Here is an 11,296-nt window from a genome sequence, read left to right on the forward strand (position 1 = left end):
GGAGAATCACGAGCCCGCGCTCTTCGATTCCGTAATGACGATGATGGGCAAGCTCCCCGGCTGGGAGGAGTTCGCAAACGTCCTGTACGCGGGCCGCGCATATCGCGACGCAGTCGGCCCCTTTGAACAGGTCCTTGTTGCTGCGCAAAACAAGGCGGATACGACCGAACTTTGCACCAAGACCAAGGGCTTGGTGGACGCGGCCCTGTTCGCGATCGAGGCATGCGATGAGAACCTTCTCAACGATGACCAGAAGGAAGTCAGGTTTGTGATAAACGGCGCGTTGCTCGAGATGCTGGCTGGACTCGACGATATTTGCAAGCCGCCGGTATGCGGCGACGGGATAATCAATGGCGACGAGAAGTGCGATCCAAAGGCCAAACCGACGGGCTGCGACGAGAACAAGCGCTGCAACAGCAACTGCGATTGCGTGTCCAACAAAAGAAAGCCGGTGGGTCCGGTGGACGACGGCGGTGACGGTTTGATAATTATTTCGTGACTATGGTTGTTGATGGGGGGCGCAACAGCAAGCTTGGAGGAAAGATATGATAAGCGCGGGCCAAAAAAAGGTTGATTGGAACAAGCTGCCTATTGAAGAGCTTTTCCCTAGATACATATGCGGTGAGCCTTATGGGCAAGGCAAAGAGGGAGACACCTGTCAACAGAAACAAGCGGAGCAGGTGAAGAAGGTCAGGGAGAATCCCAGCCCAATGACCGAGAGTGAAGTTCCGCGCTATGACATTGCCCTGCGAAATATTATGATAGGCGCTCAGGAGAAATGCCTCAAGACCATGGGTCTTACGGATTACAAAAACTTGAAAGGCCCCAAGAACGTCGACAAAAGGGCTACCTTGGGCAAATGTCTTGCGGATACGGCGAATTCAGACGCAATGGTACAACTTAGGGGTATGGAAGGATCGGTTTCCTCCCTTGTTGGTAAGGCAGGTGAAATTGCCCGCGGCGATATGCCCCTGCACCCGCTCGACATCGACCTCCCCAAGGTGGTCAAGGACTTCATAGAGAAGCTCCCCACGGATAAGGGGCTCCCGGAAGACGTGGGTGCGCAGGTGAAGTTTGCACAGGAAGTCGATCGCCTCTTCCGCGATGCCATGGCGAAGGTGACGCCCTCTGACGACAGGATATTGGGCGTGGACAAGATCGGCGACCAGGTGATCAACGACCCTGAGCACGGCATGGAGGCCAAACTCCAGCAGTACAAGCTCGCAGACGACGCCATGAAGCCCACGCTCCTCGAGAAGCTGGGCTTTATCGTGGCCTACGGAAAGAGCATGGGCCCTGAATTCAAGGTCTCGTTACGCGAGCTTCCGACCAGCCTCTTCGATGCTGTGAAGCCCATTGAGGCGAAGCCGCTAATCTCCCAGGAGCTCCTCCGCCTGCTGGGCGAGGGGATCCCGTACTTTGATGCCAATAAGGGCAGCGCCGATCAGCTTGAGTCCCTTGCTACTAAAATCAGAGAAGCGATGAAGGGCAAGGACTTCAAAGACATACCCAGTTATCATGTGACCGGCGTAACCGTTAAGGACGGCAAGGCCACCGGAGTCACTATCGAGCGGGGCAAAGCCGAGGCTCCGGCGCTTCTGGTCCTGCTCATGGGCGCGCAGAATGACCCGGCGAGGCGTCTTGCCGTGCACCACATCTGGCAGCAGACGTTGGCGAAGGCCCCTGACATGAATCCCCTGCAGATGCAGGAAGCCGCTGTCAACATCGCCATGCAGCTGAGGCAGATGAACAGCCCGGAGATCGCGCTGCAGGTTGTGGACAGCGTGGACAAGAAGAGCGGCACTGTGACCATGCACCAGGACCATGAAGAGCTGATAGGCCTGTCGCCCAAGTTGCTCAGGCGCAACGGCGTCAAGAGCGACGATATAGCTGTTGCCCTGGTAGAGCACCAGAAAGAGAACATGGACGCCTGGAGGGCGAAGAACCCCGGCGCTACTGTTGATAAGGAGAGAGAGATAGCGAAGAAATACAGCGCATACGCGGACAAGATGCTCTCAGAGGGCATCAATTTCGACAAGATGACTAAGGACCAGATCAAGAATCTGGCTGTTACCAATGCCACCAACTACTTCAACTACATAGCCACGGGCGAGTTCGACAAGAACGGCGACCCGATAATGGTCCCGAGGAGCGGCGGAGGCGACGGTTTTGGCGGCGGCGGAAATGCTACGATGGCGGTGATCTCGACCGGCGTGAACCCGGTGACCGGCGCGGAAGAGCCAAAGGCATACTTCCAGCTAGGCAGCGCCGGGTTGTACGGAGGCGGCATCTTCGGCACAGGAGTGCCTGAGGACGATGGAGCTTACGTCAGTCTGGGCGTGAACTTCAAATTCAAGTATCAGAAACCAGGCTCCAAGTGGGGCGTTGGCGGCGAGTTTGGCGGTAAAGGGGTTACAAACCCACGTTGGTATGTGCTTGATGGAGGCCCCATTGGCATGGATGATGGGTACCACGGGGTTGCGCTTGATCCCTACGACGGCGCGAACGGCAGCGACTTCAATCTATCGCTTTCGAGGCTTAATGTCGCTCCCTTCTACGCATTCACCGATTCGGCCAAACTAGCCTTAAGGTTTGGCATCATTAGCCATTCTCCGTATGATGCGTCCGCATTAGGCTTCAACTCCTTCGACCTGCCGAACAGCGGTCAGCCGATTTCGCCCGGCGTCACATCCTCGGGTATTGGATTTGCCCCTGAGCTGACGCTGGGATCCTATGATGTGAAAGCGTACAATCACGATCCGTACAGCGAGGATCACAAGGCCGTGCAGATTATGTTCAGCCCGTACGTGAGCGGCGATCCCTTCTCTTTTGGGACCAGCGGCGTCACCGCCTTCCAGGGCGTCAGCTACGGCGCCTCTCTCCTGTGCACCATCGACATAGGCGGGCTCGTTGCTGCCAAATCGACCGATTGGGTCTTTACGTTCGACGGCAACGTGGGCGGATCGAGGGACGGCAAATTCAAATTCAAAGACGATGAGATAAAGCTCGGCACACTCGCATGGCACCTGGGCGGCTCGCTCTACGCCTCACTCCACGAGCACTTTAACGTGGGAGTTGGCGGTAGCTATGGCCAGAAGGCCATGCAGGGCTGGGAAGGGCCCATGAGAATCGGCAGGCTTGGTCTTACGCTGAGCGCCCCGTTCAGGGGCCTGGGTGAGAAGAAGAACATGGCCGTGACGGTCAACGCAGCCGTTTCAGGATCATGGGCGTCCAGGGGCAAACAGATAGGTGATAGCTCGGTCGAGGGTGACCAGGGCGATGCAGCATCGGTCGATCCGGAGGACTGTGAGCCAGATCTGCCCTGCAACGAGGGCCCGGTCAACGACTACACCGAGAGCGACAATCCCTCCAACCGCTTGGTCGCCGACCTCATGAGAATAGGGCCCGGACAGACGACGGCATTTGTGCTGAACCCCGTCTGGAGCATCGACACCAGCAAAAATACAGTGCTCGACTTAGAAGCAGCGATCGGCGTGTTCAGACACGAAGCTCCGCAGGATAAGGATCAGAACGGGTTGGGCTTCTTCATTGGCGGAGGCGCTACGCTCCACTTGAGATAAGGTTTGTCAATTGACCCTTTAACACGAGGATGAGGGATATGAAGAATATAAAGAGACATGCATGGGCGCTCATCGCGACAGTGGCAACAGCAGCTCTGCTCGCAGGCTGTTCCGACGGCGAGCTCAAGAGCGGCGCAAATCTCGATATCACGCCCCCTGCTCCGATCGTCATTTCATTCTACGCTGAGCCCAGCGAGATCGCTGCGGGCCAGTCCACGACCATATCGTGGGAGGTCGCTGGCGCCGACAAAGTCGAGATCACTGCCGTTGCATCCGACGGCACGCCGGTTTCGTTCGGCGTATCGACCGACCAACTCTCAGGTTCCCAGGCGGTAAACGGTCTTGCATCCACGACCGACTTCGTGCTCACGGCCACCAAGAGCACCGATAGCCTCGAATCAGAGACCGAGACCACCGATACCGATGAAGCGTCCGCGATACACGTGCTCGGCGGACAGATCCAGTACGGCCCGGAGGTCGAGGAAGAGACGGAAGAGACGCCGGAGACGTCTGAAGTAGCGGTCTCATCCGTCACGCAGACCATAACCGTGACAGTGCTGCCGGCGAACGCGCTGGCTGCAACGATAACGGCCGACAAGTCAAGCGTTCCTGCCGGAGAGTCCACGATAATCCGCTGGACGGTGACGCCTTCTGAGAACCTCACCGCGGTCGGCGTGGTCGCTGACAGCGGCGAAGCGATAGTCGCGACAGACAGCTGCAGCGGCGACATGGCCAGCATACTTGCGCAGCCTGCGCTGGAGCAATTCCCCGCGGTAGGATGCGCGGTGGTCACGCCGTCAGTGGCTACGACCTACACGATCAACGCGCAGGACAGCGTCGGCAACGTCGCCACCGCTTCCGTATTGGTAGGGCTAACGTCAGGCCAGATCACCGCGGACATCAAGGCTGCGGAGAGCGATTCCGCTACGCCGAAGGATGCCCTCGAAGTGACCACGTGGCAGAGCCCGGTCGTCGTCTCCTGGTCGGTGACGCCTGCCGCGGCAAAGGTTTCGATCGTGGCGACCGGCTCCGTTGAGGCCGCCTCCACCGCCGCCCCGTGCGAATTGCCGGTCGATGCGTCCGACAAGACGACGGGCAGCACCAAGTGCAAACTCGCCGGCGAGACCACCTTCGCCATCACCGCGACCGTGGGCACGGACAGCGCCACGGACAGCGTGAACGTGGTGCTCAAGCAGTCCGGCAACGCCGGGCTAGTCATAGCCAACAAGTGGGCCATCGAGGGCGAGACTGTCACAGTCGACATCGACCTTAACGCTAACGCCAAGGCGAATCCGGAGATAATCGAGAACATAAGGATCGAAGGCGTAGCGGTAGCAGCAGGCATGATCGATTCGCTCAAGACAGGCGTGCCGATCAAGGTGCCTATGGTTGCGACCAAGGACATGGGCAACGACATCGATGTCGAGCTGGTGTACGGAGGCGGCCAGATTCAGGGCTACAAACCGGTCAAAATCGCGTACCTCGCCACCCTCAATGACGACGACGATGTGAAGGAAATCACCAAGGTCGTGGTCCACAAGGAGGGCAACGACATCAACCGCTACGCCGGCGTCATGCTAGACGGATTCAACGGCGGCAAGGCCAGGATCTACGACAACGACGGCAAGCAGGACTTCGACTTCTACACGTCCATCATCGAGGCCTTCAATATGCAGGACCTCTGGCAGGAAGCCTTCTTCAAGGACGTAGTGAAGACATATCCTACAGTCGTCGCTGTGCGCACGAACGAGGATGTCTTTGCCGGAGTCACAGGCGCGGTCATGCGTGCCAAGGAGCGCGACGAGAACAACAAGCTGGTCTGGGAGAACATCATGATCTCCAGGCGCAGGGGCAAGGGCAACATCCCTGCAAACCATCCGACCTGCGGGCGCGACAACGAGACCGGCGTACAGAAGATCCAGGAGGGCCGCCAGAAGGACTTCAACGGCGACTTCGTATCCCTCAACCAGATCTGCGACATAGTAGTCAGGGACAACAGGGTGATCGTCGCCATGGACTGGGGAGTCTCAGTCGAGAAGAACATCGACAACGATAATCTGGTGTGGGTAGGCGATCCGTACGACGACTGGGGCCCGGAGCAGATAGCGGAGCACAAGCTCCTCACCTTCGGCCACGTGGTCAATGACCTCCTGATCGCCGGCGACAAGATATACGCGGCCACTGATGACAACGTCTACGTGAGTTCGGACAACGTGGGCGAGTACGAGGAAGCGTTCGGCATCCGCTGGGAGAACACCAACCTCAACCCGCCCAGCAGCGGCGGCGAGAACGACACGGAGAGCGCGGCTGACGAGCGCAACCAGAACTCGGTATGGGCGTTGGCCTACGACGCGCGCAACGAGATAGTGTATGCCGGATACAACGGCGGCATAAAGTACAGGTACCTCAGCGCCCCGATCGTCGACTGCGAGAGCGCGGAGCAATTCTCAGAGTGCGATGGATGGTCGCAGCTGGCCGGCCTCACCGAGCCGGTGATATCGCTCGCGATCGACCCGAGCTCGCCCTCCAACACGGTTACGATCTTCGCCGGCACGCCCAGCGGCCTGTATGTGACGAGGGACCGCGGGGTTACGTGGTCAAAGGTCACTGTGGAGGGCGGGGAGCAGGCGGTCACTGCAATCGACATCGCTACAGTCGATGCGGGCAACAACGTCCAGTACGAGATCTACGTCGGCACAGGCTCCGGACAGAGGTTGGTCGGCGAGAAGATACTCGTTACAAAGCAGGCGTCCACCGGCGGTAATGGCTTCAGGCCCATTGATGGCAACGTCGTTGGCGGCGGATCAGGCGATACTCCTGCTGATATTTCCAAGGTCAATGCCACTCTAGTGTTGAACTGAAGGCCCAAAGGGGGCTTTAAAAAAAAATGAGACGCCCGGCTCTTGGAGGAGAGCCGGGCGTTTTGTTTCTTTTCTGTAGATTTTTGGCCCTGCCTCGGATACTCCATTCCCATGAAAAATAAATCAAATATTCTCATTGTTGTCGCGGTTCTCCTGTGCTCGCTGGCTGTGGCGCTCAATGCCGCAGGCTCGGCGAGTCATCCCGGCAAGTCGGAGGACTTCAAGGGCTCCCCTGTCTACGACAAGCTCGACCTCAGGTTCAAGCAGGCCTGGGAAGAGAGCATTGCAAAGGGAGGCGACCCGGACAAGTCGCTCGAGTGCATGATGAAACTTGCGGCCAAACCCACGGATGATGAGCGCGCCTTGCTCTCCGCCGCGGGCTTCAAGAGCCGAACCGTGGTGGGCACGATCGTCACAGGGAACCTTGCGGCGAAGTCGGTGCCTGAAGTGGCAGCCTTGCCCTTTGTCCAGGCCATGGAGCTCGCTGTGCCGATGTCCATAAAGAAAAGGGGGACGAGATGAAAGGCAGAAATTATTTTCTCTTCGCGGCCATCCTGTCCGCAACGCTCCTTTCAGCCCAGGCCTTTGCAGGAAAGATGGATCTGCCCCTGCGCATGGCGATTGCGCAGCCCGTGGCAGCCAAATCCGCGCTGATCAAATCGATCGCAGCGGCCGACGGCGCTGAACTCATCGATGTGTTGATCAAGAGCCTCGATCCCGAAGGGACGGGGCTCGCTGTTTCGGGAATGGGCGGATCTGTACGCTCGCTTACAGGCGACATATTGACTGCGTACGTGCCCCTGGCCGCCCTCGCAGAGATAGAGGCAAGGCCCGAGGTCATCTCCATCGAGGCGTCGAAGAGGTTGAGACTCCTCATGAACACCGCACGTTCCTCCTCCAATACCAACGTGGAGGCAGCGCAGGCCGCGGGCTACTATGGCGCCGGCGTGGTGGTCGGCGCGATCGATTCCGGGCTGGATTATTCGCGCGCCGATTTCCAGACGTCGGGGGGTGCGTCGCGCGTGCAGTACCTGCGTTTCCAGAGCGTGGATCAGAGCTCCGGAACCGTGTCGATCATACAGTGCGCAAAGGACTACATCGATAGCGGCGATTGCTCGATCCCTGCGAATAACGATTCGACCATCGGCCACGGGACCCACGTCACCGGCATAGCCGCGGGCTCGGACGCCACGTACATGGGAGTCGCACCCCTGGCCGACATCATGCTCGTGCGCAACGACTACAACGACGACTTGACCGAGGGGGGAGCCACGAGCGGCACCTTCTCCGGCGGGGTGATCGACGGCGTGGTGGAGATATTCAAGAAGTCCGATATCATCGACAAGCCGGCGGTGATCAACATCTCGCAGGGCACCCATATAGGCGCGCACGACGACACCTCGCTCCTGGAGCAGTCGCTCAACTCGGCGGTGACCGGGGGATACGCGTCCGGCGGCAAGACCTACGGCAGGGCGATCGCCGTCGCCGCAGGCAACGAGCACATAATCTCCGCAGCGCTGGCCGACGCAGGGTTAGGCGCGTTCGAGGGCGGCATCCACGCTGCGGTGAACGTCCCGGCGGGGGAGAGCCATGCGTACAGGGTCTGGTTCCTCGAAGGGTCGAGTATCGACACGCCGTTCCTCACGGTAGACGCGTGGTTCGGCGCTGGAGAGGCGAGCACATGCACTGTCGCTGCGAACGCGTACAAGTACTCCGACATATTCGGCGCTGCGTTCGCAGCGCCTGGGGCAGCGCCCCTGACTACCGTAGCATCGGCTGTGATTCCGGATACGGCGCTTTCGTCTGAGGCGAGCCTCGACGACGACGATGGGACTGCCCAGATCCTGATCTCCACCGAGCCATCCGACGCCAACAACTCAAAGCCGAGGGCCCTTCTCTTATTCGGCCCCTCCAGCGGCGGAAGCTGGGACGGTCTCTCCGTGTCGGATGCAGGCAACAGCGCCTACTTCCTCGACGTGATCGTCCGCGCAGGAAGCAGCGCCTGCACCGGCAACATCTGGATGGAAGGCGGCAGCACCTACGTCAACTTCATGGGCGGGATAAACGGCGGCGCGTACGACATGGCTGCGGGCGCGAACGGCGGCGCATACGCGATGCAGGACGGGGACAACAACTCCACAGTCTCGATACCCGGGACCGCATCGGGCGTGATCACGGTCGGCGCATATCTGCAGACCAAGCCCGAGGTCGGATGCCCCAGCCAATCCTGTTGGACCGGCGCGAGCGGAGTCCAGTACGATGCCACGAACATAAACGATCCGAATGCGCTCGCAGCCCAGATCAACGGCGGCACGGTGCAGTTGCGCACTCCGTTCTCGAGCATAGGCCCGGTGGTCTATACTTACTCGGGCCGCAAGCCCGACGTGCTCGCCCCAGGGGACCCGATCATATCCACGCTGCCCACCGGCCATACGGTCGATTCCGCGCTCGCTGTCGGCAGCACCCACTACAAGAGCCAGGGCACTTCGCAGGCCTCTCCCAACGCAGCCGGCATCGTCGCGCTACTCTTTGAGAAGAACAACACGTTGTCCGCCGCCCAGGCGAAACAGGCGTTGATCTCCACGGCCACGAAGGCCTCGAGTCCGAACGACGGCGACGGCTACGGGAACGTCAAGGCCGATTCCGCGCTCGCCTCGGTCTCTGCGGACACGTCCGGATACAGCGGTACGGGCAATCTCTCGCAGGCCGATCTCGAGGATGATGGCGGAAGCAGCGGGAGCAGCGGATGCGGCGGATCGCTGGTTCCTGCGGCCGCCGGCGCCGCGTGGGCGGACGCGCTGGCCATCGCTCTTCCCATACTGATCGTGGCCTTGCGGAGAAGGCGGATGTAAACGATGAAAGGAAAGCTCGCAAAGAGGATCATAACTGCACTGACCCTGGCGGCCTTTGCTGCGATCGCGGCAGGGGCCGCTTCTTTTTTAAAGCCGATCGTCGATCTTGAGCAAGAGTCATATGATCTGAGGGTCTTGGCCTTTGCGCCGACGACCACGGCTTCGCCGGACGTGGTGATGGTCTGGCTCGACGAGGCCACGATGAAGGGGCTTTCATATCGGAGCCCTGTGCCGCGCGACTTCCTTGCGAGACTCCATTCCAGGATAATGAGTGCGAAGCCCAGGCTCGTGGGCTACGACATATTCTTCAAGGACCCCTCCTTCCCCGAGGCGGACAGCGCGTTTGCAGAGGCGCTTGAGGGGAGCGCCGCGTATGCGGTGGCGCCCATGCGGCCCGACGGGAGCGTGGAGCCCACGCTGCCCCTGTTCGAGAAGGCCCTGAAGGGGGTGGGCCTGGCAGATCTGCCGTTCAACCCGTTTGATTCCACGATCCGCACTGCGAAACTCTCTTTTGACACCAAGGGCGGTCGCATGGATTCCTTCGGCGCCGCGATTTTTTCTGCGGCCACGGGAGCGAATGCCTCCGCCGCTGTGCGCGAGCAGGCGGATCCGCCCGGCGCAGGCCCCTTCAGAGCGACGCCGTTCGTGGGCGAGGACGAGATGTTCATCAGGTTCGCGGCGCCGCCCGGCGTCATCGGCGGGAAGGGAAACGCGTTCAAGACGTATTCCGCGGCGATGGTGGAGAAGGGGCTAGTGCCCGCCGCGTGGCTTGCCGATAAAATCGTCCTCGTCGGCGCATCTTATGAGGACCTCAAGGACGCGTACCTCACGCCATATTACGCCAAGGCCGCCGGCTTCGCGCGCATGAACGGCGTTGAGATCCACGCCGGCGTCCTCTCCAGCCTCCTCACAGGCCGGTTCTATTATGCGATGACGGGATGGCAGAGGGCCGCGTGGATATTCCTGGCGGCGCTGGCGGTCGGCGCCGCCGCCGCATTCCTTACGCCCGTGCGTGCGTCCCTGGCGTACGCCGCAGCAGTGATCCTGTGGGTCCTCATCTCGGCCGCACTCTTTGCGCGATACGCGCTCGTGGTCCCGGTCGTGGCGCCTCTCATCGCACAGACCGTTTCCCTGGGCGCGGGCCTGGGCTGGCGCGCGCTGACCGAGGGGAGACAGCGCAGGTTCATCAAGGGGGTGTTCGCGCGCTATGTGCCGCCCGCCGTCGTGGAGCGCATGACCGAGAACCCGGAGCTTCTGAAGCTGGGCGGCGAGTTCAGGACCGTGACGAGCCTCTTCACCGACATCGCCTCCTTCACCTCCATCTCCGAGAGGCTGGACCCGAAGACTCTGGTAGAGCTGCTGAACGAGTACCTCGGCTTGATGAACGAGGCGCTCTTCAGGCACGGAGGCACGCTCGACAAGTACGAGGGCGACGCGATCATCGCCTTCTTCAACGCCCCGCTCGACGTCGCTGACCACGAGCTGGCTGCTGCCATGGCCGCGATCGAGATGCGCCGCGTGGACGAGCTGATCACCGCGAAATGGAAGGAGCGATGTGGACGCGAGATATCCACGCGCGTGGGCATCAATACAGGAAAGGCGGTCATAGGCAACATGGGCTCTGAGGGCCGCTTCGACTACACCGCCATCGGCGACACGATAAACCTCGCGAGCCGCCTCGAGGGGGCCAACAAGTTCTACGGGACGCGCATCATGGCGAGCGAGTCCACCGCAGGCAGGCTCGGGGAGAAGATCATCACGAGGCCGCTGGATCGCGTGAGGGTGAAGGGGAAGACAGAGCCTATAATGATATACGAGATAATGGGTGTTGCGGACGAGATGGACGCGGCGCGAATGCATGGGCTGGTCGAGCCTTATCGCCTTGCGTTCGGATTGTTCGAGGCGCGCAAGTTTTCACAGGCAAAGTTTGAACTGGACGCGACACTGAAGATTTTCAACGATGACGGGCCTGCGTGCGAGCTGGCAAGCAGGTGCGATCGTG

6 protein-coding genes are annotated in these 11,296 nt (G+C 60.3%); all 6 read left to right on the forward strand.

Annotated features, from left to right (window positions below; all coding sequences use genetic code 11):
• The coding region (locus WC683_17155) for a hypothetical protein (protein MFA4974336.1) at positions 1–499 on the forward strand (499 nt) is incomplete at its 5' end.
• A 466-nt stretch (positions 500–965) separates the two neighbouring features.
• Positions 966–3,581: a hypothetical protein gene (locus tag WC683_17160; GenBank protein ID MFA4974337.1), complete on the forward strand. Its 2,616-nt coding sequence runs from the start codon at positions 966–968 to the stop codon at positions 3,579–3,581.
• A gap of 38 nt (positions 3,582–3,619) precedes the next feature.
• Positions 3,620–6,442, forward strand: coding sequence for a hypothetical protein (locus tag WC683_17165; protein ID MFA4974338.1), 2,823 nt, complete (start codon positions 3,620–3,622; stop codon positions 6,440–6,442).
• A 111-nt stretch (positions 6,443–6,553) separates the two neighbouring features.
• Positions 6,554–6,964, forward strand: a complete 411-nt coding sequence (locus WC683_17170) for a hypothetical protein (GenBank protein MFA4974339.1) — start codon at positions 6,554–6,556, stop codon at positions 6,962–6,964.
• On the forward strand, positions 6,961–9,294 hold the full coding sequence (locus tag WC683_17175; protein ID MFA4974340.1) for a S8 family serine peptidase: 2,334 nt from the start codon (positions 6,961–6,963) through the stop codon (positions 9,292–9,294). Before WC683_17170 ends, WC683_17175 begins: the two co-directional genes overlap by 4 nt.
• Positions 9,295–9,297: 3 nt before the next feature.
• On the forward strand, positions 9,298–11,296 hold a 1,999-nt coding region (locus WC683_17180), incomplete at its 3' end, for an adenylate/guanylate cyclase domain-containing protein (GenBank protein MFA4974341.1).

Source organism: bacterium (assembly GCA_041648665.1).
Classification (GTDB): domain Bacteria; phylum UBA10199; class UBA10199; order 2-02-FULL-44-16; family JAAZCA01; genus JAFGMW01.

Bases quoted from the DNA above. Each gene is read 5' to 3' on its own strand.
- WC683_17160 (MFA4974337.1), top strand. From the start codon at position 966: ATGCCCCTGCACCCGCTCGACATCGACCTCCCCAAGGTGGTCAAGGAC.
- WC683_17165 (MFA4974338.1), top strand. From the start codon at position 3,620: ATGAAGAATATAAAGAGACATGCATGGGCGCTCATCGCGACAGTGGCA.
- WC683_17170 (MFA4974339.1), top strand. From the start codon at position 6,554: ATGAAAAATAAATCAAATATTCTCATTGTTGTCGCGGTTCTCCTGTGC.
- WC683_17175 (MFA4974340.1), top strand. From the start codon at position 6,961: ATGAAAGGCAGAAATTATTTTCTCTTCGCGGCCATCCTGTCCGCAACG.